This window comes from Geodermatophilus sp. SYSU D00758 (assembly GCF_054049955.1).
Genome location: NZ_JBJGYK010000045.1, coordinates 1 through 19,199, shown reverse-complemented (window position 1 = coordinate 19,199; position 19,199 = coordinate 1). Strand labels below are relative to the sequence as shown.

Here is a 19,199-nt window from a genome sequence, read left to right as displayed (position 1 = left end):
CTGCTCGTGGACGACGAACCCCTGGTCCGGCTGGGCATGTCGATGGTCCTCGGCGCCCAGGAGGACCTGGAGGTGGTCGGGGAGGCGGGGGACGGCGAGCGGGCGGTGGAGCTGGCCCGCCGGCTGCGGCCCGACGTCGTGCTGATGGACGTCCGGATGCCGGGGGTGGACGGCGTGGCCGCGACCCGCCGGATCGTCGCCGAGGGCCTGCCCGCGCGCGTGCTCGTGCTGACCACGTTCGACCGGGACGACCACGCCTTCGCCGCGCTGCGGGCGGGTGCCAGCGGTTTCCTGCTCAAGAACAGCGAGCCCGCGGCGCTGCTCGCCGCCGTCCGGGCCGTGGCCCGGGGCGACGCGGTCGTCTCGCCCCGGGTCACCCGGCGGCTGCTCGAGACCCTGGCGCACCGGCTGCCGGACGGGACGCCACCGGATCCGCGGGTGACCTCGCTCACCGACCGGGAGCGGGAGGTGCTCCGCGCCCTGGCGCAGGGCCGGTCCAACGCGGAGATCGCCGGGGACCTGGTGCTGTCGGAGCTGACGGTGAAGACCCACGTCGCCCGGATCCTGGGCAAGCTGGGGCTCCGGGACCGCACCCAGGCGGCGGTCTTCGCCCACCGGCACGGCCTGGACTGACCACCGGCCCGGCCGGGGCGAGCGTGTCGCTCGCATCGAACGTGTGTTCGGCCTATCCTCGCCTCCACAGGCGAGTCGGCTCTCCACAGGGCCGCCGGATCCCCGGAACTGTCGGACCCCCGCCCTAGCGTCGGACCCGACCGCTCCACGCGACTTCCCGAAGGTGAGCCCCATGGCAGCAACGCTCGACCGCGACAAGGCCCTCGACATGGCCCTGGCCCAGATCGACAAGCAGTTCGGCAAGGGCTCGGTGATGCGGCTGGGCGACAACGCCGCGCAGGCGATCAAGGTCATCCCGACCGGTTCCATCGCCCTGGACATCGCCCTCGGCATCGGTGGGCTCCCGCGCGGACGCGTCATCGAGGTGTACGGCCCCGAGGCCTCCGGCAAGACGACGGTCGCCCTGCAGGCGGTGGCCAACGCCCAGGCCGCCGGCGGCATCGCGGCGTTCATCGACGCCGAGCACGCCCTCGACCCGGAGTACGCCCGGTCGATCGGCGTCGACACCGACGCGTTGCTGGTCAGCCAGCCCGACACCGGTGAGCAGGCGCTCGAGATCGCCGACATGCTGATCCGGTCCGGCGCCCTCGACATCATCGTCATCGACTCGGTCGCCGCGCTCGTGCCCCGCGCCGAGATCGAGGGCGAGATGGGCGACAGCCACGTCGGTCTGCAGGCCCGGCTGATGAGCCAGGCGCTGCGGAAGATCACCGGTGCGCTCAACAGCTCGGGCACCACCGCGATCTTCATCAACCAGCTGCGCGAGAAGGTGGGCGTCGTCTACGGCTCCCCGGAGGTCACCACCGGTGGCCGCGCGCTGAAGTTCTACTCCTCCGTGCGGCTCGACGTCCGGCGCATCGAGACCCTCAAGCAGGGCACCGAGGCGGTCGGCAGCCGGGTGCGCGTCAAGGTCGTCAAGAACAAGGTCGCCGCCCCGTTCAAGCAGGCCGAGCTCGACCTGCTCTGGGGGCAGGGCTTCAGCCGCGAGGGCGGTCTCATCGACGCCGGCGTCGAGCAGGGCTTCATCCGCAAGTCCGGCGCGTGGTACACGTACGAGGGCGACCAGCTCGGCCAGGGCAAGGAAAACGTCCGCAGCTTCCTGCGGGACAACCCCGACCTCGCCGACGAGATCGAGAAGAAGGTCAAGGAGAAGCTGGGCATCGGCCCGCAGGTCGACACGCCGGCGCCGGCCGACGCTCCTGACTTCTGAGCCCGGTGGCTACTGCTGGCTTCGGCGCCCGCGGCTCCGCCGGCCCCGGGCGCCGGCAGCGGCGCGGGCCCGGCTCGTCCCCTGACCCGGACGGGCCGGGCCCGGCGCCCACCCGATCCGGCCGGGCCGCACGGCGCGGCGACCACCGCACCGACCGCCACGGCGACACCCCCGGCGCCCCCGGCGCCCCTGGTGGCGACGTCGGCGGCGCTGACCCGGTGCAGCCCGGCGACGACCCGGGCGACCCCGAGCAGGTCGCCCGGTCGATCTGCCTGCGGGCCCTGACCGGCGCGCCGAAGACCCGGCGGCAGCTGGCCGACCTGCTCGGCAGCCGCGGCGTCCCGGAGGACGTCGCCGAGCGGGTGCTCGACCGCTTCACCGAGGTCGGGCTCATCGACGACGCCGCCTTCGCCCGCGCCTGGGTCACCTCCCGCCAGGCCGGGCGGGGCCTGGCCCGCCGGGCGCTCAAGGCCGAGCTGCGCGCCAAGGGCGTCGACGGCGAGGTGGCCGAGGAGGCCCTCGGCCAGGTCGAGGACCAGGACGAGTGGGACGCCGCCCGGCGGCTGGTCGCCCGCCGGGTACCCGGCCTGCGCCGGGTCGACCGGGCCACCGCCGAGCGGCGGCTGGTCGGGATGCTGGCCCGCCGGGGCTACGGCGGCGGCCTGGCCGGCTGGGTGGTGCGCGAGGCCCTCGACGCCGACCGCGGCGGGGACGACACCTCCGACGAGGTGGCCGAGGGCGACGTCGGTCTGGACGCCTACCTCCCCTGATCTCGCCTACCTGCTGAACTCCCGGGCGACCCGGCCCGGCCCGGTGCCGGACGCCCCCAGGCGGCAGACGACGAGGCCCGCTCCCGGGTGGGGCGGGCCTCGTCCGTCGTGGGGGTGTCAGCCCGCGCCGGCCTCCAGCAGGGCAGTGGCGTCCGGCACGGCGGTGGTCTGGGGAAGGGCGGTGGGCTCGGGCACGGCGGTGGGCTCGGGCACGGCGGTGGGCTCGGGCACGGCGGTGGGCTCGGGCCGGGCCGTGGTCTCGGGCACGGCGGTGGGCTCGGGCCGGGCCGTGGCCGCGCGGGCGGTCCAGGCGGGGACGTCGACGGCCACGCCGTCCTCGGCCTCGTCGTCGGGCACCAGCCACGGGCCGTCCGCGCCCAGCGAGTGCGCCAGGTAGGCCTGCACCTGCAGGTCGAAGGCGCGCTCGCCCCGGGCGGTGGGACGGCTGACCGGACCGAGCAGCGTCACGTCGCGCTCGTCGCCGTCGGCGAACCGCAGCACCACCCGGCAGCGGGCCCGGCGGTGCCGCGCGGGCGGCACCACCTCCCGCACCACGGCGGTGTCGGCGCCGGCGGCGACGGCGAAGTCCGGGCCGGCCGCGCGCAGGCGGGTCACGAACTCCTGCGCGGCGTCGGACGGCCCGTCGGACCGGCGCACGAGGGCCGGCAGCGGGGGGACGACGGGGCGCAGTGCGGTGTCCACGGGTCCCTCATCGGCAGTCCGGGTCCCGGGTGGCACCGCCGCCGTCCCGGGGACGGGGTCAGACCCCGCCGCCCCCGCCCATCTGCACGTCCGCCGGCAGCTTGGTCTCCCCGGCGGCCGCGGTCCTGGTGTCGCGGCGGGTGCGCGACTCGACCCAGCGCGCCAGCTGGGACAGCAGGACGTTGACGACGATGTAGATCAGCGCGGCGGCCGTGTAGAGCTGGAACGTGTAGATGTTGCCGAACTGGAAGTTGAAGAACTCCACCAGGCTGCGCGCCTGACGCAGCAGCTCCACGTAGCCGACGATGAAGCCCAGCGAGCTGTCCTTGAGCAGCACGACGAGCTGGGCCACCAGCACCGGGAGCATGCGCCGCACTGCCTGGGGCAGCAGCACCAGCGTCATCACCTGGGTCTTGCGCATGCCGAGGGCGAAGGCGGCCTCGCGTTGGCCGCGGTCGACCGACAGGATGCCGGCGCGGAAGATCTCGGCCAGCACCGCCATGTTGTAGAGGGTCAGCCCGAGCGCCAGCGCGCGGAACGCCGTCATCGGGACCCCGACGCTGGGCAGGAACAGCAGGCAGAACAGGATCAGCACCAGCAGCGGCACCGCGCGGAAGAACTCGACGACCAGCGTCACCGGTGCCCGCACCCAGGCGTGGTCGGAGAGCCGGCCGACGGCCAGCAGCGCGCCGAGCACGGTGGCGGCCACCATGCCGACCGCGGCGACCGCGAGGGTGTTGAGCAGCGCCTCCCACAGCGCCTGCGGGACGCCCGCCGCCGGGTCGAACAGCACGGCCCAGCGGGAGGGGTCCAACTGCCCGTTCGCGCCGAGCCGCCACAGCGCCAGCCCGACCAGCCCGAGGATCAGCAGGACACCGACGACGGTGCCGATCCGCTGCCGCCGGCGGGCCCGCGGACCGGGCAGGTCGAAGAGGACGGTCTGCGCGCTCATCGGACGATCGCCACCCTCTTCTCGATGACGCGGATCGCCAGCGCCGAGGACAGCGTGATGACCAGGTAGCCGGCCACGATGGCGGCGAACACCAGCAGCAGCCGGTCGGCGTTGGCGTTGGACAGCCGCTGCAGGGCGGCGGTGAGGTCGGTGACGGCGAACCCGGCCGCGATGGAGGTGTTCTTCGCCAGGGCGATCCACACGTTGCCCAGCGGGGGCACCACCGTCCGGAACGCCTGGGGGAGCACGACCGTGCGCAGTGTCTGGCCGAAGTCCAGGCCCAGCGCACGGGCGGCCTCGGCCTGACCCGGGGGGACCGCGTTGATGCCAGAGCGCAGCGCCTCGGCGACGAAGGACGCGGTGTAGAGGGACAGCGCGGCCACGGCGGTGATGAATCGGCTGGGGAACTGCAGGTCGATCTGCACGATGCCGAAGAACAGGAAGAAGAAGACCACCGTCAGCGGGGTGTTGCGGAACACCTCGACGTAGAAGGTGGCCAGCGCGCGCAGCGGCGGGACGGGGCTGACCCGCATCCCGGCCAGCACGGTGCCCAGCACCAGGGCGCACAGGCCGCTGACGACCGCCAGGGACAGCGTCGTCAGGAAGGCGCTCCACAGCAGGTCGGCGTTGTCTCGGAGGAACTGCACCGTGCCCTCGCCAGGTCAGGGGGAGGGCGCCGCCGGGCGGTGGACCGCCCGGCGGCGCCCGGGGGACTCAGTACCGGTCGACCGACGGCGGCTCGGGGGCGGGCTCGCCGGTGATGGCACCGGCGGTGCGCTCCCAGGCCTCGGCCCAGCGGCCGTCCTCGTAGGCCTCCTCGAGGACGTCGTTGATGAAGGAGCGGAACTCGTCGTCACCCTTGGGGACGCCGATGCCGTAGGGCTCCTCGGTGAACGGGTTGCCCACCAGCTCGAAGCCCTCGGGGTTGCCCGCCACCAGGCCGGTGAGGATGACGTTGTCGGTCGTGACCGCCTGCACGTTGCCGTTGGCGAGGTCGTCGGCGCACTTGGAGTAGACGTCGTAGGTGACCAGGTTGGCCTCGGGGTAGTTGTCCCGGATGTTCTGCGCCGGCGTGGAGCCCTCGACCGAGCACACGGTCTTGCCGGCGAGGTCCTCGGGGCCCTGGATGCCCTCCGGGTTGCCGGCGGCGACCATGATGTCCTGGCCGGCGACGTAGTACGGCCCCGCGAAGTCGACGACCTGCTTGCGCTGGTCGTTGATCGTGTAGGTGGCCACCACCATGTCGACCTGGCCGTTCTGCAGGAACGGCTCCCGGTTGGCCGACACCGTCTCGGTCCACTCGATGTCCTCGGGCGCGATGCCGAGCTCACCGGCGACGATCTTCGCGATCTCGACGTCGAAGCCCTCCGGCTCCCCGTCGGGGTTCAGCAGGCCGAAGCCCGGCTGGTCGTACTTGGTGCCCACGGTGATCGAGCCCGCCTCGGCGAGCTCGGCCATCGTGGTGCCCTCCTCGAACTGGACGTCCTCGGCGACGGTGGGCGCCGAGGCCGCCTCGTCCTCGGCCTGCTGGCCGGCCTCGCTGGAGCACGCGGCCAGGGCCAGGCCGGCGACCGCCAGAGTGGCGGCGTAGCGGGTGGTGCGCATCAGTTCCCCTCTCTCAGGTGGGCTCAGTGGTTCAGGATCTTCGAGAGGAAGTCCTTGGCCCGGTCGGACTGCGGGTTGGTGAAGAAGCTCTCGGGGTCGGCGGACTCGACGACCCGGCCGCCGTCCATGAAGACGACCCGGTTGGCCGCCCGGCGGGCGAAGCCCATCTCGTGGGTGACGACGATCATCGTCATCCCCTCGCGGGCCAGCGACGTCATGACCTCGAGGACCTCGTTGATCATCTCGGGGTCGAGGGCCGAGGTCGGCTCGTCGAAGAGCATGACCTTGGGCTCCATGGCCAGCGCCCGGGCGATGGCCACGCGCTGCTGCTGCCCGCCGGAGAGCTGGGCGGGGTACTTGTCGGCCTGGGCGGCGACCCCGACCCGCTCCAGCAGCTCCCGTGCCCGGCGCTCGGCGTCCGCCCGCGACTTCCGGCGGACCCGGGTCGGCCCGAGGGTGACGTTCTCGAGGATCGTCTTGTGGGCGAAGAGGTTGAAGCTCTGGAACACCATGCCGACGTCGCTGCGCAGGCGGGCCAGGGCCTTGCCCTCCTCGGGCAGCCGCTCGCCGTCGATGGTGATCTCCCCCTGCTGGATGGACTCCAGCCGGTTGATCGTGCGGCAGAGCGTGGACTTGCCGGACCCCGAGGGCCCGATGACCACGACGACCTCACCGCGCTCGACGGAGAGGTCGATGTCCTGCAGCACGTGCAGGTCGCCGAACCACTTGTTGACGCCGGACAGGTGGACGAGAGGTCCTCCCGCGGCGCGGGTCTCGCCCTTCGCGAGGCTGGTCACCCCGGAGACAGTAGGGCGACGCGGCGACGAGGACCGCACCCGCCGATCACGAAGACGTAACGAAGCCGCTGCTCACGGGAGCGGCCTCGCCCGATCGGGGGTCCGCCGTACCCTCGCAGACGACATGGGTACCGAGCTCCGCCCCGCGCGCACCTACCGGGTGCGCACCTACGGGTGCCAGATGAACGTGCACGACTCCGAGCGGCTGGCCGGGCTGCTGGAGGCGGCCGGCTACACCGCCGCGGCCGAGGGGGACGACGCCGACGTCGTCGTCCTCAACACCTGTGCCGTCAGGGAAAACGCCGACAACCGGCTCTACGGCAACCTCGGGCACCTGCGCCCGGTCAAGGACGCCCGCCCGGGCATGCAGATCGCCGTCGGCGGCTGCCTGGCGCAGAAGGACCGCGGCGAGATCGTGCGGCGCGCGCCGTGGGTGGACGTCGTCTTCGGCACGCACAACGTCGGGTCGCTGCCGGCGCTGCTGGAACGGGCCCGGCACAACGCCGAGGCGCAGGTGGAGATCGCCGAGGCCCTCGAGGTCTTCCCGTCGACGCTGCCGGCCAAGCGGGACTCCGCCTACTCCGGCTGGGTGTCCATCAGCGTCGGCTGCAACAACACCTGCACGTTCTGCATCGTCCCGGCGCTGCGCGGCAAGGAGCGGGACCGCCGCCCGGGGGAGGTCCTGGCCGAGGTGCAGGCGCTGGTCGACCAGGGCGTGCTGGAGGTGACCCTCCTCGGTCAGAACGTGAACGCCTACGGCGTGGACTTCCGGGACCGGGGTGCCTTCGCCGACCTGCTCCGCGCCACCGGCCGGATCGAGGGACTCGAGCGGGTCCGGTTCACCAGCCCGCACCCGCGGGAGTTCACCGACGACGTGATCGAGGCGATGGCCGAGACCCCCGCGGTGTGCCACCAGCTGCACATGCCGCTGCAGAGCGGCTCGGACGACGTGCTGCGCCGGATGCGCCGCGGGTACCGGCAGGACCGCTACCTCGGCATCCTCGACCGGGTGCGCGCGGCGATGCCCGACGCGGCGATCACCACCGACATCATCGTGGGGTTCCCCGGGGAGACCGAGGAGGACTTCGCGCAGACCCTCGAGGTCGTGCGGGCCGCCCGGTTCGCCGGCGCCTTCACCTTCCAGTACTCCACGCGCCCCGGGACGCCGGCCGCCGAGATGGACGGCCAGCTGCCCAAGGCGGTCGTCCAGGAGCGCTACGAGCGGCTGGTCGCGCTGCAGGACGACATCAGCTGGTCGGAGAACCGCGCGCAGGTGGGGCGGACCGTCGAACTGCTCGCGGCGGCCGGCGAGGGCAGCAAGGACGCGCGCACCGGCCGGATGTCGGGCCGGGCGCGCGACGGCCGGCTGGTCCACTTCACCGGTGCCGACGGCGTCCGGCCCGGCGACGTCGTCGAGACGGTGGTCACCCGGGCCGCGCCGCACCACCTGGTCGCCGACGGGCCGCTGCTCTCGCACCGGCGCACCCGGGCCGGGGACGCGAGCGAGGCCGGCACCCGGCCCACCACGCCCGGCGTGCTCCTGGGCATGCCGCGGATCGGCGCCCCCGCGCTCAGCGGGTGAGCTCGAGCAGCAGGTCGGCGACCTCGCGCGGGCGGTTCTGCGGGAGCATGTGGGTGCCGGCGATCTCCCGGTAGGTCCACGCCGCCGACGACCGGGCGCGCCCGGCCGCCGCGGCGAAGGCAGGGCTGGGCGGCACGCCGGGCTCGGCCTCGGTGGCCCGGACGTAGGTGCGCGACAGCGGCCACTCCTCCACGGGCCGGGAGAGGCGCACCGGCTCGGTGAAGCAGCGCACCGGCTGCGGGGTGCGCCGCGGCACCGAGAAGGCCTCCTCCGCCGGGTCCTCGTACACCCGCCGCGGGCCGTCGACCAGCCACGGTGCGCCGAGGACGGCCGGCGGCGGCGGGACGCCGAGCAGCCCGTACACCGAGTCGCCGTCGTCCGGCACGAACGCGTCGAGGTAGACCAGCGCCCGCACCCGGTCGCCGATCTCGTCCAGGGCTCCGGTGACGACCATCCCGCCGTAGGAGAAGCCGACCAGCACGAGGTCGGTGAGGTCCTCGTAGCGCACGTGGTTGACCACGTCGGTGACGTGGGTGCCCAGGCCGACCTGCGGGCCGACCAGGTGCACCCGCTCGCCGATGCCGGTCAGGGCCGGGGCGGACACCTCCTGGCCGGCGGCGGCGAGCAGCCGGCGCAGGGAGCGGAACCCGTGGGCCCCGCCCCAGGCGCCGTGGACCAGGACGACCGCGGTCACCGGCTCAGCGGCGGGACGCCGACTTCTCCGCCTCGGCCAGCCACTCCCGCCGGGTGGCCAGGTTGGCGCGGGCCTCCTCGACGCGCCGGGTGTCACCGGCCGCCTCGGCCTTGGCCAGCTGCTCCTCGGCCTTGGCGACCGCTTGCCGCATCGAGGCGACCATCGGGTTCTCCGGGGCCACCCGGGCGCGGGTGGAGTCGGCGGCGCCGCGGACCCGCTGCTCGACGGCCTGCATGCGGTCCTCGAGCTGGCGCATCGCGCCGCGGGGGACGTGCCCGATCGCGTCGTAGCGCTCCTGGAGCCGGCGCAGCACGGCCTGGGCGCCGCGCAGGTCCGTCGTGGGGTCGAGCTTCTCGGCCTCGGCGAGGATCTCCTCCTTGGCCTGCTGGTTGGCCAGCTGCTCGGCGTTGCGGTGCTTGTCGTTCTCGGCGCGCGCGGAGAAGAAGACGTCCTGGGCGGCCCGGAACTGCTTCCACAGGTCGTCGTCGCCGTCCCGGCCCGTGCGGGGCACGGCCTTCCAGCGCTCCATCAGGCCGCGCATCGCCGCCGAGGTCGGCCCCCAGTCGGTGGAGCCGGACAGCCGCTGCGCCTCGGCGATGAGCTCCTGCTTCTGCGCCCGTGCCTCGCTGCGCTGCGCGTCGAGCGCGGCGAAGTGCGCCCCGCGGCGGCGACCGAAGGCGTCGCGGGCCGCGGCGAACCGGGTCCACAGCGCCTCGTCGGTCTTGCGGTCGATGCCCCGGATGGTCTTCCACTCCTCGACGATGGCCTTGAGCCGGTCGCCGGCCGCCTTCCAGGAGGTGGACTCCGCGGCGATCTGCTCGGCCTCGGCGGCCAGCGCCTCCTTGCGGGCGATCTGGGCCTGCCGGGCCGCGGCCTTCTCCGCGCGGGACTCGGCGGCGGCCTCGTCGGCGGTGCCGACCATGGCCCGCGCCCGGGCGGCCAGGCCGTCGAGGTCGCCGACGGCGGCGGCGGTCGGGATGGAGTCGGCCAGGGCCTGCGCCTTGGCCTTGATCTCGCTCGGGTTGCCGGTGTGCGCCCGCAGCCGCGCCTCCAGCAGCGTGACCTCGGTGGCCAGGTCGTCGTAGCGGCGGGCGAAGTGCGCGAGGCCGGCCTCCGGGTCGCCGGCCTGCCAGGAGCCGACGGCCCGCTCGCCCGCGGCGGTGCGCACGTACACCGTGCCGTCCTCGTCGACCCGGCCCCAGTGCGCGGGGTCGGCGGGCGGCTCGGGCGCCGGCGGCGCGGCCTCGGCCGGGGGCGCCGGCGCTGCCGGCTCGTCCGCGGCGGCGGCCGGGGGTGCCGGCTGGTCGGCGGCGGCGGCCGGGACTGCCGGCTCGTCCGCGGCGGCGGCCGCCGGGTCGGCCAGCGCGGCGTCGCCGGGGGCGGGCGCGGCGGGCGTCCCGGCCTCGGGGGCGACCGCCTCGGACCCGGCGACCGCGGCCGCGGGGTCCTGCGGGGCGGGGCTTCCGACGTTCTCCGTGCTCGACACGCCCCGGAGTGTCCCACGCCGGATCGGGGAGACTGCTGCGGTGACCTCCCTCCCCGGCGGCGACCGGGGCGCCCGGGCCCCCGCGGTCCCGGTGGCCGTCGCCTTCTGCCCCGGCCCGCCCCTGCTGCTGCCGCAGGTCGCCGGCCGGGCGGCCGCCGACACCGCCGGTCTGCGCACCGGGTGCACGCTGGCGCTGGGCGACCTGCTGGCTCCCGACCCGGCCGTGGTGGTCGTGGTCGGCGGGGGTGGGCGGGGCCGCTACGGGGCCGGGGACGCCGGTGACCTGCGCGGCCACGGGGTCGACCTCGAGGTGCCCTTCTGCGGCCCGGCCCGGCCGGGGGGACGGCGCACCCCGCTGGCGCACACCGTGGGGGCGTGGCTGCTCGACGAAGCGGGGCACCGCGGGCCGCGGATCGGCGTCGGCCCCGGGGATCTCGCGGCCGCGCTGACCGGGCTGCCGGGCCCGGCCGCGGTCCTGGCGGTCGGCGACGGGTCGGCGCGGCGCACGGTGAAGGCCCCCGGGTACCTCGACGACGCCGCCGCCCCCTTCGACGCGACCGTCGCCGCCGCGCTGGCCGGCGGCGACGCGGCGGCCCTGGCCGGGCTGGACCCCGTCGAGGGGGAGCGGCTCCTCGCCTCGGGCGTCCCCACCTGGCGTGCGGTGGGTGCCCTGCTGGTCGGCCGCCCGGTCACCGCGCGGCTGCTCGCCGACGAGGCCCCCTTCGGCGTCGGCTACCTGGTCGCCAGCTGGGTCCCGCGGTGACGCCGGCCCCGCCGGCCGCCGTCCCGCCGCCGGGCGCCCCGCCTGTCGTCGCGCTGGTCGGGCCCACCGCCACCGGCAAGACGGCGCTGGGCGTGGCCCTGGCCCGGCGCCTCGGCGGGGAGGTCGTCAACGCCGACTCCATGCAGCTCTACCGCGGGATGGACATCGGCACCGCCAAGCCCGACGAGGCCGAGCGCGGCGGCGTCCCGCACCACCTGCTCGACCTGTGGCACGTCCGCCACGCGGCGTCGGTCGCCGAGTACCGCCGGCGGGCCCGCGGGGTGATCGACCGGCTGCGCGCCGCCGGGGTCGTCCCCCTGCTCGTGGGCGGCTCGGGGCTCTACGTCCGCGCGGTCCTCGACGAGCTGGACCTCCCCGGCACCGACCCGGCCGTGCGGGCCCGGCTGGAGGCCGAGCTGGCCGAGCTGGGATCCGCGGCGATGCACGCCCGCCTCGCCGCGGTGGACCCGGTGGCCGCCGCGGCCGTCCTGCCCGGCAACGGGCGGCGGGTGGTGCGCGCCCTGGAGGTGGTGGAGCTGACCGGCGGGCCGTTCCGGGCCACGCTGCCCGAGCCGCGCCCGCACTACCCGGCCGTCGTCCTCGGGCTGGACCGCGAGCCGGCCGAGCTCGACGCCCGGGTCGCCCGGCGGGTGGACCGGATGTGGGCCGCCGGGTTCGTCGCCGAGGTCGAGGAGCTGGCCGCCGACGGGCTGCGCGAGGGGCCGACCGCCTCCCGCGCGCTGGGCTACGCGCAGGTGCTGGCCCAGCTCGACGGGGAGCTGACCGCCGCCGAGGCCCGCGAGCGGACGGTGTCGGCGACCCGACGGTTCGTCCGCCGGCAGCGCTCCTGGTTCCGCCGGGACGCGACCACCACCTGGCTCGACGCCGCCCGCCCCGACCTGGTCGACGCAGCGGAGGCGGCCGTCGGCGCCCGTACGCTGGAGGCGTGAGCGCGCGGGTGCTGGCCGGGCACGGCACGGAGAACGACTTCGTCGTCCTCCCCGACCCCGACGGCACCGTCTGGCCCGAGGGCCGGCTGGACGCCGCGCTGGTCCGGCGGCTGTGCGAGCGGCGCGCCGGCCTCGGCGGGGACGGCGTGCTGCGCGTCGTCCGCAGCGCCCACGTGCCCGACGCCCCGGCGGTGCTCGGGGAGGGGATCGCCCGCTGCGAGTGGTTCATGGACCACCGCAACGCCGACGGCTCGTACGCGGAGATGTGCGGCAACGGCATCCGGCTGTTCCTGCACGTGCTGCTCACCGAGGGGCTGCTCGACCGCGCGGCCTGCGCCGACGGCGTCTGGGTGGGCACCCGGGGCGGGCCCCGCCGGGTGGGTGCCACCGCCGACGGCGGCTACTGGGTGGACATGGGCCCGGCCCGGCCGTTCGGGGCCGGGGCGGCGGTGCTGGGCGGCACGGCGTTCCCCGGGCGGGCCGTCTCGATGGGCAACCCGCACCTGGTCTGCCTGACCGACGTCGACGTCGACGCGCTGGACCTGACCTCCGCGCCCGCGGTGGACGGCGCGCTGTTCCCGGAAGGCGTCAACGTGGAGCTGGTCAACGTGCTCGACCCGGGGGCGCACGTGCGGCTGCGGGTCTCCGAGCGCGGGGTGGGGGAGACCCGGTCGTGCGGCACCGGCGCGTGCGCCGCGGCGTGGACGGCGCTGGAGGCGGCGGGTGCGGCCACCGGGACCGTCGCGGTCGACGTCCCCGGTGGCCGGCTGTCGGTGCGGGTGGAGCCCGCGACCACGGTGCTGACCGGACCGGCCGTCGTGGTGGCCACCGGTGAGCTCACCCCGGAGTGGCTCGCCGGCTGAGCGGCTCAGGGCCGGTCGGGCGTGTCGGCCCGGGTCTCCGGCCGGTCCGTCGGGGCCTCGGGCTTGTCGGCGGGGCCCACGTTGCCGGTGCCCTCCGGCCGTCCCTGCCCGGTGTCCTGGTCGGGCCCGCCTGCCGCGTTGCCGAAACCTCCGGACATCGGGTTGCGCGGCGGGGTGAGGCCCTTCGGGTCGCGGCCCGGGTCGTCGATCTCCGCGTCGGCACCGGGTGCGTGCGACCCGTGCTCGGACTCGCTCATCGGCGTACCTCCTCGTGGTCGTGGTCGTGGTCGTGGTCGGGTGTCGTCGTCCGTGCGCCCTACCCGCCCGGGTCGCCCTCACGCCTGGGATGGGGTCGGGCCGTGCCGGTGTTGTACGGGGCGATGACGACTCAGGTGCCGATGACAACTCAGGTGCCCCGGATGGTGGGGCGTGCCACGCTGGAGACGATGACGACAGCACAGAACCGCGCCGTCCTGGACGACGCGCAGGACCGGGCCGACCGCGCGGCCGATCCCCAGGAGGTGACCCGCCCGGTCGACGGGTGGGAGCCCGACGACGACACCACCGGCTCCTACGCCCTCGAGGCGCGCGGTGCCCTGCGCCGGGTGGCCGGGCTGTCGACCGAGCTCGCCGACGTCACCGAGGTCGAGTACCGGCAGCTGCGCCTCGAGCGCGTGGTGCTCGTGGGCGTGTGGACCGAGGGCACCCAGGCCGACGCGGACCGCTCGCTGGCCGAGCTCGCCGCCCTCGCCGAGACCGCCGGGTCGCAGGTGCTCGAGGCGGTGAGCCAGCGCCGGGACAAGCCCGACGCCGGCACCTACGTCGGGTCGGGGAAGGCCGCCGAGGTCCGCGACATCGTCGCCGCGGCCGGTGCCGACACGGTGATCTGCGACGGCGAGCTGACCCCCGGCCAGCTCAACGCGCTGGAGAAGATCCTCAAGGTCAAGGTGGTGGACCGGACCGCCCTGATCCTGGACATCTTCGCCCAGCACGCCTCCAGCCGGGAGGGCAAGGCCCAGGTCGAGCTGGCGCAGATGCAGTACATGCTCCCGCGCCTGCGCGGGTGGGGTGAGTCGCTGTCCCGGCAGGCCGGTGGCCGCGTCGCCGGCGGTGGCGGCATCGGGACCCGCGGTCCCGGTGAGACCAAGATCGAGACCGACCGGCGCCGCATCCGCGCGCGGGTGAGCAAGCTGCGCCGCGAGATCGCCGGGATGGCCACGGCCCGCGCCACGCAGCGCTCCAGCCGGGGGCGCAGCGCCGTCCCGAGCGTCGCGATCGCCGGGTACACCAACGCGGGGAAGTCCAGCCTGCTCAACCGGCTCACCGGCGCCGGCGTGCTGGTGGAGAACGCGCTGTTCGCCACCCTCGACCCGACGGTGCGCCGGGCCGAGTCGCCCGACGGCCGGGAGTACACCCTCACCGACACGGTGGGTTTCGTCCGCCACCTGCCGCACCAGCTGGTCGACGCCTTCCGCTCCACCCTCGAGGAGGTGGCCGCCGCCGACCTGCTGCTGCACGTCGTCGACGGTTCCGACCCCGACCCGCTGGGTCAGATCGAGGCGGTGCGGGTGGTGCTCGGCGAGATCGACGCCGCGGCGGTGCCGGAGCTCATCGTCGTCAACAAGGTCGACGCCATGAGCCAGGACGACGTCCTCACCCTGCGCCAGGCGCTGCCGGGCGCGATGTGGGTCTCGGCGCGCACCGGTGCGGGCATCGAGCGGCTCCGCGAGGAGGTCGCCGCCCGGCTGCCCCGCCCGGACGTGGACGTCGACGTGCTGGTGCCCTACACCCGCGGCGACCTCGTCGCCCGGGTGCACCGGGACGGCGAGGTGCTCACCGAGGCGCACGAGGCCGGTGGCACCCGGATGTGTGCGCGGGTCGACGGCGCGCTCGCGGCCGCGCTGGTGGAGTTCGCCTCGCCGGTGGCCTGACCGCCGGGGGCCGGCGTCCGCCTGCTCCGCCCTCACGGGGCCCGACGGTCCACGGCGACCGAAGCCCGGCTCCCCGGCCGCACGGGGCCCGGCGGCGACGCCGCCGGGCCTCGCCCGGTCGGGTGAGGTCACGATCGCATCACGGGCCGGTACCGTGGAACGTGTGACCAGCGGCGTGCGACGGCCCACCGAGGACCGTGTACGGCCCGACCGTCCCCGCCCGGCCGGCCACCCCCGCGTGGTGTCGACCGGGCACCCGCCCTGGTGGCTGGTCGCCGTGGCCCTCGTGACCGCCCTCGCGATCACCGTGGAGCTGCTGAGCCGCGGCGTGCTCGAGCGGATGGACCTGCGGGTCTCCGAGGTGGTCAGCGGCTGGGGGCTCAAGGAGTCGTCGGCCTACTGGCCGGTCTGGGCGGTCACCCAGCTCGGCGGCCGCGGCTTCATCCTCATGGTGCTGGCCGTGCTGGTCACGACCCTGGCCCTGCGTCGGCGGACGGCGCTCCCGCTGTTGCGGGTCCTCGTCGCGCTGGTGCTGCTCACCGTGGTCGTCTACGCCGTCAAGTACGGGACCGGCCGCACCGCGCCGGCCTACCCCGGGTCCTTCTTCCACCGGGACGGCCAGTCCTACCCCTCGGGGCACGTCGCCAACGCGGTGCTCATGTGGGGCGTCGCGCGGTGGCAGGCGGTGGAGTACCGGCTCGTGCCGTGGGTGCAGCGGCTGTTCCGGTGGCTGAGCATCCTCGGCCCGGTGGCGACCGGCGTGGCCATGGTGTCGCTGGACTTCCACTGGGTCACCGATGCCGTCGTCGGTGCGGCCGTGGGGATCGTGCTGCTGGGCGTGGTGCACGCACTCGACGCAGCCGTGCTGTCACGCTGGGTCGGTGCCCGAGCAGGCCGCCCGCCGGTGTGACCTCGTCGCCCGGCTGATCCCGGTGGTCGCGGTCGCGGCGCTCGTCCTGCCCGTGCCGGGGGCCGCCGCGGCCGCCGCGGCCCCCGCGGACCCGGACGCCCCCACCGTGCGCTGCCAGGTGACCGATCCGCGGCTGCCCGAGCTCTCCGGTCTGGTCGCCGTCGGCGAGGAGCACCTGGCGATCAACGACGGCGGCGACCAGGTCGCCGTCCACGTGCTCGACGGCGACTGCCGCGTGACGGCGGTGCACACCGCACCGGTCGATCCCTACGATCCCGAGGACCTGGCGGTGGCGGCGGACGGCACGGTGTGGCTGGCCGACACCGGCGACAACGGCCTCGACCGCCCGACGGTGGCGCTCATCGCGCTGCGACCCGACGGCTCGACCGGGCTGTACCGGCTGGCCTACCCCGACGGGCCGCGCGACGTCGAGGCGCTGCTGCTGGGCCCGGACGGGACGCCGTACCTGGTCACCAAGGAGGTCTTGGGTGCCAGCGCGGTGTACCGACCGGTCTCGGCGCTGGTCGACAGCGGGACGGTCGGGCTGACCGAGGTCGGCGGCGTGGCGTTCACCCTCACCGGTACGCCGGGCGGGCCGGTGGGTCGCGCCGGGCAGCTCATGGTCACCGGGGGAGCGGTGTCGCGCGACGGCCGCACCGTGGCCTTGCGGACCTACACCGACGCCTACGTGTGGCCCCTGTCCGGTTCGGACGTGGCGGGTGCGCTGGCCGGCGAGCCGGTGCGGATCCCCCTGCCCGAGGCGCCGCAGGGGGAGGCCGTCACCTTCACGTCCGACGGCGCGGCCCTGCTCGTCGCGGGGGAGGGGGTTCCCGGGGACCTCACCGCCGTCCCCGTGCCGGCTGTCTCGCCGACGTCCCCCTCGGGCACGGACGGCGGCCTGCAGGAACTGCTCGGCGCGGACGAACCCGGCCCCTCGCTGCTGGCCGCCGCCGTCGTCGCGGCCGCGGTGGCCGCCGTCCTGGTGTGGATCGGCGGGCGGCTGCGCCGCCGCGGGGCACCGCCGCCGACCTGACCCGGCGGGTCAGACCCGGCGCAGCACCGTGACGACGCGCCCGAGGACGGTCGCCTCGTCCCCCGGGATCGGCTCGTACGCGGGGTTGTGCGGGAGCAGCCAGACGTGCCCGTCGCGGCGCTTGTAGGTCTTCACCGTGGCCTCGCCGTCGAGCATGGCGGCGACGATCTCGCCGTTCTCGGCGGTCGGCTGCTGCCGGACGACGACCCAGTCCCCGTCGCAGATGGCGGCCTCGACCATCGAGTCACCGGTCACCTTGAGCATGAACAGCGTGCCCTCACCGACCAGCTCGCGCGGCAGCGGGAAGACGTCCTCGACGGCCTGCTCGGCGAGCACCGGGCCGCCGGCGGCGATGCGGCCGACCAGCGGCACGTAGGTCGGCGCCGGTGCGTCCTCGCCCCCCACCGCGGCGGCCGGGGCGGGCGCCACCTCGCCGGTGACCTCCCCGGGCATGCGGACGTCGAGCGCCCGTGGCCGGTTCGGGTCGCGGCGCAGCCAGCCCTTCTTCTGCAGCACGGTGAGCTGGTGGGCCACCGAGGACGCCGACGAGAGCCCGACGGCCTCGCCGATCTCCCGCACCGAGGGCGGGTAGCCGCGGCGGTCGATCGAGTCGCGGATCACCTCGAGGACCCGCCGCTGCCGCTGGGTCAGCCCGTCACCGGCCTCGGCGCGCTCGGGGAAGGTCCGCACGGCCGCCGACCCGCCGGCCGCCGGCTGGCCGGTCGTCCGCCGTCGACCCCCCGACGTCCCGCTCTTCTCCGCCACCGTCGCCTCCTCGCCGCTGCTGCCGCAGCGCGTCTGGTCCGTCGGTACCGACCGTAGCGCGCCGGGCGCACCGGATCAAACAGGTGTTCGAAGCACCCGGCACGTGCGGTGGCTTTCGTCGGCGCCGTCCGGTAGACATCGCACAGACGTTCGAATCGAACAGGCGTTCGAGCCGGGTCGCCCGGCCGGGAGGAGTGGTCGTGGTAGGCGTGCAGCAGGCGGTCCTGGACTTCGACGACGCGGTGCAGGTGCCGTGGCGACCCCGCCTTCGCGCGGTCCCGCAGGGGGGCGGGATCGACGCGGGGAGCCCGCTGCGCCGGCCCGGCGCCCGCCCCGGTGTCTCCCGGGTCGGGGTGTTCCGGCCCCCGGCGTCCCCTGGTGCGGGTCGGCCGGCACCCCGGGCGACGGTGCGGGCGGCCCGCCCGGCCGCGCCGCCGCGCCCGGCGGCGCCGACCCGGCCCCGTCCGGCGGCGGGTGCGCCCCGGACGGCGGTGGCGGGTCGCGCCGCGGGGCCGCTGGGCGGCGCGGTGGCCGGGCGCCCGGTGCGGGGCCGGTGCGCCCCGGTGGCCCGGGCGCCGCGCCTGCGGCTGACCCGGCGGGCGCGCAGGCTCTCGGTCGTGCTGGCGCTGGCGGTCGGGGTGGTGCTGGGCGCCTGGGGTGCCGGCCTCGTCGCCGGGGGCTCCGACGAGCTGCGCCTGGTGGGCGACCGCAGCGTGGTGGTCCGGTCCGGCGACACCCTCTGGTCGATCGCCGGGGAGGTGGCGGGCGACGGCGCCGACGTCCGGGCGGTCGTCGACGCGATCCAGGAGATGAACCACCTCGACGGCGGGGTGATCGTCCCCGGCCAGGTCCTGGTCCTGCCGTGACCCGTCCCGGCCCGCTCCAGACACCGACAACGGCGGGGGTCGAGCTTCGTCAATCCTCCGAGCTGCGTCGCTGACGGTGCGTGGCGGTTTCAGAACCTACGGTCATCCCCGTGGCAGGGATCGTGGTGAGCCGGGCAGCAGCCTTCGCCCGGCAGCGGCAGGACGTCGAGGTGTTCGCCGACGGCGCGTGGTGGGGCGGGTCGATCCTGGGCTGGCGGCACGACGCATCCGGATCCTGCGAGGTGCGGGTGGAGGCGACCGTGGCCGGCGTCGACCGGACGACCTGGTGTGATCTGGCCCACCTGCGCCTGCCGCAGCCGCACCTGACCGTGGCACCCGATCCGGTGCTCCCGGGTGCGCCCGGCGCCGTCGCGGTGTCGCTGGAGCGGGCGGCCGCCCGTGAGCGGCTCATCGCCGGGGTGCTCACCTCGCCGGAGCTGCCGGCCGTCGTCCCGGGGTGTGTCGTCCCTCGGGGGGGCGTCCCTGAGGGTGTCGTCCCGGAGGCCCCAGCCACCGCGGTCTCCGCGCCCCGACGGCGCCGTCGCCACGGCGGGGACATCACCGCCGAGCTGCCCGCCGTCGCGCCGGCGGGGGGGGGGGGGGGGGGGGGGGGGGCGGGGGCCGGGGGGGGGGGGGCGCCGGGCGGCGCGCCCCTCCCCCCCCGCCTCGCGGGCAACGCCCACGCCG

21 protein-coding genes are annotated in these 19,199 nt (G+C 75.8%); 12 read left to right on the top strand and 9 right to left on the bottom strand.

The window, feature by feature from the left end; all coding sequences use genetic code 11:
* The first annotated feature begins 6 nt into the window (after positions 1 to 6).
* The 3 genes from ACI8AC_RS21760 (at position 7) to ACI8AC_RS21750 (ending at position 2,613) form a co-directional block, all read left to right on the top strand.
* Complete coding sequence (locus ACI8AC_RS21760) at positions 7 to 633, top strand: response regulator (protein WP_456899932.1); 627 nt, start codon at positions 7 to 9, stop codon at positions 631 to 633.
* A 172-nt stretch (positions 634 to 805) separates the two neighbouring features.
* Positions 806 to 1,843, top strand: coding sequence for a recombinase RecA (recA, locus tag ACI8AC_RS21755; RefSeq protein WP_456899931.1), 1,038 nt, complete (start codon positions 806 to 808; stop codon positions 1,841 to 1,843).
* Between the two features lie 218 nt (positions 1,844 to 2,061).
* Complete coding sequence (locus tag ACI8AC_RS21750; protein WP_456899930.1) at positions 2,062 to 2,613, top strand: regulatory protein RecX; 552 nt, start codon at positions 2,062 to 2,064, stop codon at positions 2,611 to 2,613.
* Between the two features lie 117 nt (positions 2,614 to 2,730).
* Here ACI8AC_RS21750 and ACI8AC_RS21745 read toward each other — a convergent pair whose 3' ends face one another.
* The 5 genes from ACI8AC_RS21745 to ACI8AC_RS21725 all read right to left on the bottom strand — a co-directional run bounded on the left by ACI8AC_RS21745 (position 2,731) and on the right by ACI8AC_RS21725 (position 6,615).
* Complete coding sequence (locus tag ACI8AC_RS21745; RefSeq protein ID WP_456899929.1) at positions 2,731 to 3,315, bottom strand: hypothetical protein; 585 nt, start codon at positions 3,313 to 3,315, stop codon at positions 2,731 to 2,733.
* Between the two features lie 58 nt (positions 3,316 to 3,373).
* Complete coding sequence (locus tag ACI8AC_RS21740; protein ID WP_456899928.1) at positions 3,374 to 4,267, bottom strand: amino acid ABC transporter permease; 894 nt, start codon at positions 4,265 to 4,267, stop codon at positions 3,374 to 3,376.
* Positions 4,264 to 4,914, bottom strand: coding sequence for an amino acid ABC transporter permease (locus ACI8AC_RS21735; RefSeq protein ID WP_456899927.1), 651 nt, complete (start codon positions 4,912 to 4,914; stop codon positions 4,264 to 4,266). The genes ACI8AC_RS21740 and ACI8AC_RS21735 overlap by 4 nt, the downstream gene beginning before the upstream one ends.
* A gap of 67 nt (positions 4,915 to 4,981) precedes the next feature.
* Positions 4,982 to 5,872: a glutamate ABC transporter substrate-binding protein gene (locus tag ACI8AC_RS21730; protein ID WP_456899926.1), complete on the bottom strand. Its 891-nt coding sequence runs from the start codon at positions 5,870 to 5,872 to the stop codon at positions 4,982 to 4,984.
* Between the two features lie 23 nt (positions 5,873 to 5,895).
* Positions 5,896 to 6,615 carry an amino acid ABC transporter ATP-binding protein gene (locus tag ACI8AC_RS21725; RefSeq protein ID WP_456899947.1) on the bottom strand — a complete coding sequence of 240 codons (720 nt, stop codon included), beginning with the start codon at positions 6,613 to 6,615 and terminating at the stop codon, positions 5,896 to 5,898.
* A gap of 178 nt (positions 6,616 to 6,793) precedes the next feature.
* Here ACI8AC_RS21725 and miaB point away from each other — a divergent pair, with 178 nt between their 5' ends.
* Positions 6,794 to 8,251 (top strand): tRNA (N6-isopentenyl adenosine(37)-C2)-methylthiotransferase MiaB, encoded by a 1,458-nt coding sequence (gene miaB, locus ACI8AC_RS21720; protein WP_456899925.1) that lies wholly within the window; start codon positions 6,794 to 6,796, stop codon positions 8,249 to 8,251.
* Here miaB and ACI8AC_RS21715 read toward each other — a convergent pair.
* On the bottom strand, positions 8,241 to 8,945 hold the full coding sequence (locus ACI8AC_RS21715; RefSeq protein WP_456899924.1) for an alpha/beta hydrolase: 705 nt from the start codon (positions 8,943 to 8,945) through the stop codon (positions 8,241 to 8,243). The genes miaB and ACI8AC_RS21715 overlap by 11 nt on opposite strands.
* A gap of 4 nt (positions 8,946 to 8,949) precedes the next feature.
* Positions 8,950 to 10,431 carry a DUF349 domain-containing protein gene (locus tag ACI8AC_RS21710; protein WP_456899923.1) on the bottom strand — a complete coding sequence of 494 codons (1,482 nt, stop codon included), beginning with the start codon at positions 10,429 to 10,431 and terminating at the stop codon, positions 8,950 to 8,952.
* Positions 10,432 to 10,471: 40 nt separating this feature from the next.
* On the opposite strand from ACI8AC_RS21710, the gene ACI8AC_RS21705 reads away from it, so the two are divergent.
* From ACI8AC_RS21705 to dapF, 3 genes are read left to right on the top strand one after another with little or no spacing between them, the layout of a single operon-like run.
* Positions 10,472 to 11,194 carry a hypothetical protein gene (locus ACI8AC_RS21705; protein WP_456899922.1) on the top strand — a complete coding sequence of 241 codons (723 nt, stop codon included), beginning with the start codon at positions 10,472 to 10,474 and terminating at the stop codon, positions 11,192 to 11,194.
* Positions 11,191 to 12,144 (top strand): tRNA (adenosine(37)-N6)-dimethylallyltransferase MiaA, encoded by a 954-nt coding sequence (gene miaA, locus ACI8AC_RS21700; protein WP_456899921.1) that lies wholly within the window; start codon positions 11,191 to 11,193, stop codon positions 12,142 to 12,144. The genes ACI8AC_RS21705 and miaA overlap by 4 nt, the downstream gene beginning before the upstream one ends.
* Positions 12,141 to 13,007, top strand: a complete 867-nt coding sequence (dapF, locus tag ACI8AC_RS21695; protein WP_456899920.1) for a diaminopimelate epimerase — start codon at positions 12,141 to 12,143, stop codon at positions 13,005 to 13,007. The genes miaA and dapF overlap by 4 nt, the downstream gene beginning before the upstream one ends.
* A 5-nt stretch (positions 13,008 to 13,012) precedes the next feature.
* On the opposite strand, the gene ACI8AC_RS21690 is transcribed toward dapF, so the two are convergent.
* Positions 13,013 to 13,264, bottom strand: a complete 252-nt coding sequence (locus ACI8AC_RS21690) for a hypothetical protein (RefSeq protein WP_456899919.1) — start codon at positions 13,262 to 13,264, stop codon at positions 13,013 to 13,015.
* Positions 13,265 to 13,453: 189 nt separating this feature from the next.
* Between ACI8AC_RS21690 and hflX the strand changes: the two genes are divergently transcribed.
* From hflX to ACI8AC_RS21675, 3 genes are all read left to right on the top strand, one after another.
* A complete protein-coding gene (gene hflX / locus ACI8AC_RS21685) occupies positions 13,454 to 14,938 on the top strand; it encodes a GTPase HflX (protein WP_456899918.1) in 1,485 nt (494 codons plus the stop codon).
* Between the two features lie 163 nt (positions 14,939 to 15,101).
* Positions 15,102 to 15,848: a phosphatase PAP2 family protein gene (locus tag ACI8AC_RS21680; RefSeq protein ID WP_456899917.1), complete on the top strand. Its 747-nt coding sequence runs from the start codon at positions 15,102 to 15,104 to the stop codon at positions 15,846 to 15,848.
* Complete coding sequence (locus ACI8AC_RS21675; protein ID WP_456899916.1) at positions 15,820 to 16,881, top strand: hypothetical protein; 1,062 nt, start codon at positions 15,820 to 15,822, stop codon at positions 16,879 to 16,881. The genes ACI8AC_RS21680 and ACI8AC_RS21675 overlap by 29 nt, the downstream gene beginning before the upstream one ends.
* A 9-nt stretch (positions 16,882 to 16,890) precedes the next feature.
* Here the strand turns inward: ACI8AC_RS21675 and lexA are convergent, their stop codons facing one another.
* The gene (lexA, locus tag ACI8AC_RS21670) at positions 16,891 to 17,646 is read right to left on the bottom strand and encodes a transcriptional repressor LexA (protein ID WP_456899915.1); all 756 of its coding nucleotides are present in this window, start codon (positions 17,644 to 17,646) and stop codon (positions 16,891 to 16,893) included.
* Between the two features lie 200 nt (positions 17,647 to 17,846).
* On the opposite strand from lexA, the gene ACI8AC_RS21665 reads away from it, so the two are divergent.
* Complete coding sequence (locus ACI8AC_RS21665; RefSeq protein ID WP_456899914.1) at positions 17,847 to 18,512, top strand: LysM peptidoglycan-binding domain-containing protein; 666 nt, start codon at positions 17,847 to 17,849, stop codon at positions 18,510 to 18,512.
* A 110-nt stretch (positions 18,513 to 18,622) separates the two neighbouring features.
* On the top strand, positions 18,623 to 19,199 hold a 577-nt coding region (locus ACI8AC_RS21660), incomplete at its 3' end, for a hypothetical protein (RefSeq protein WP_456899913.1).

Coding starts and splice junctions, on each gene's coding strand:
- recA (WP_456899931.1), top strand. CDS start 806: ATGGCAGCAACGCTCGACCGCGACAAGGCCCTCGACATGGCCCTGGCC.
- ACI8AC_RS21740 (WP_456899928.1), bottom strand. CDS start 4,267: ATGAGCGCGCAGACCGTCCTCTTCGACCTGCCCGGTCCGCGGGCCCGC.
- ACI8AC_RS21730 (WP_456899926.1), bottom strand. CDS start 5,872: ATGCGCACCACCCGCTACGCCGCCACTCTGGCGGTCGCCGGCCTGGCC.
- miaB (WP_456899925.1), top strand. CDS start 6,794: ATGGGTACCGAGCTCCGCCCCGCGCGCACCTACCGGGTGCGCACCTAC.
- ACI8AC_RS21690 (WP_456899919.1), bottom strand. CDS start 13,264: ATGAGCGAGTCCGAGCACGGGTCGCACGCACCCGGTGCCGACGCGGAG.
- hflX (WP_456899918.1), top strand. CDS start 13,454: ATGACGACAGCACAGAACCGCGCCGTCCTGGACGACGCGCAGGACCGG.